Genomic DNA, 1,177 nt, shown 5'->3' with positions numbered 1-1,177 from the left:
GGGCGACGGCCACGGGTGTGCCCAGCTGGGGCCGGCGGTACTCCGCGAGCAGCCGGGCGTTGAAGTCCTCGACGACCTCCCGCACCTCCGCCTCCGACGCCAGCGACGCCACCGCGGCGGCGAGCACGGCGCGCTCCCGGCGGAACGCCAGGTGCGGCGGCAGCAGCGCCGACGTGTCCAGCCCCTCGCGGCGGGCCTTCTCCACCGCCCAGTCCTCCGGGGAGCGCTCGCGGTCCAGGCCCGGGATGGGCTTGCCGGCCCCCGGCAGGGCGTCGAACTCCCCGCGCTCCAGGGCCTCGCGGACCAGCCGCTCGGCGGTGCTCTCGAAGCCCCCGCCGTGCCCGTGCCAGCGCCCGTGCTGCGACACCGTCCTCGCCCCCCACCCGTCCGACCTGCGACCAGCCCAGCCGGTACCGCCGCCGCGCGCAACCGCCGCCCGCCGTCGACCCCGGCCGCGGCGGGGGGCAGGCTGGGACCCCGGGCACCGTCGGAGCGCCCGGGCGGTGACGGAGGCGGAGGACGCGGTGGGGCGGGACGGCGACGGAACGGGTGGGGCGCGCGTGCTGCTGCTGTCGGGCGGTGGTCGCTACGCGGACCCCTGGCACCCCTTCGAGCGGACCTCTCGGCTGCTGGCCGATCTGCTCGGGGGGTGCGGGTTCGACGTGGAGCCGCGCGACGACGTGGAGGAGGCGCTGGCGGAGCTGACCGACCCCGCGGCCCGCCCCGACCTGCTCGTGCTCAACGTGGGCCTGCCCCGCGACGGCGCGCCGGTGCCGGCCGACCCGGACGCCCGCGACGGGTTCAGCGCGTACCTCGCCGGCCGCCGCCCGCTGCTGGCGGTGCACTCCAGCGCCACCAGCTTCCCCGACCTGCCCCAGTGGGAGGAGCGCCTGGGGGGCCGGTGGGTGCGGGGCACGAGCATGCACCCGGAGCACGGCCGGGCCGCCGTGCGGGTCCTGGCCGGCGCCTCACCCGTCGTCGCGGGGCTGGCACCGTTCGAGCTGCTCGACGAGCGCTACACCCACCTGCGCACCGCGGACGACCTCACCGTGCTGGCCGACCACGAGCACGAGGGCGGGCGCCACCCGCTGGTGTGGCTGCGCACCGGTGCCGCCGGCGGCCGCACGGCCTACGACGCGCTGGGGCACGACGAGCGCTCCTACGACTGCGCGGAGCA

2 protein-coding genes are annotated in these 1,177 nt (G+C 78.6%); one reads left to right on the top strand and one right to left on the bottom strand.

Annotation, left to right across the window (positions count from 1 at the left end; genetic code table 11):
- A partial coding sequence (locus tag ABEB16_RS19365; RefSeq protein WP_345713842.1) for a DnaJ family domain-containing protein occupies positions 1–367 on the bottom strand: 367 nt, incomplete at its 3' end.
- 136 nt (positions 368–503) lie between these two features.
- On the opposite strand from ABEB16_RS19365, the gene ABEB16_RS19360 reads away from it, so the two are divergent.
- Positions 504–1,177: ThuA domain-containing protein (locus tag ABEB16_RS19360; protein WP_345713841.1), on the top strand; the 674-nt coding region annotated here is incomplete at its 3' end.

It is taken from the genome of Kineococcus glutinatus (genome assembly GCF_039542765.1).
GTDB lineage: Bacteria > Actinomycetota > Actinomycetes > Actinomycetales > Kineococcaceae > Kineococcus_A > Kineococcus_A glutinatus.
This window is presented reverse-complemented; position numbering and strand designations above follow the sequence as displayed.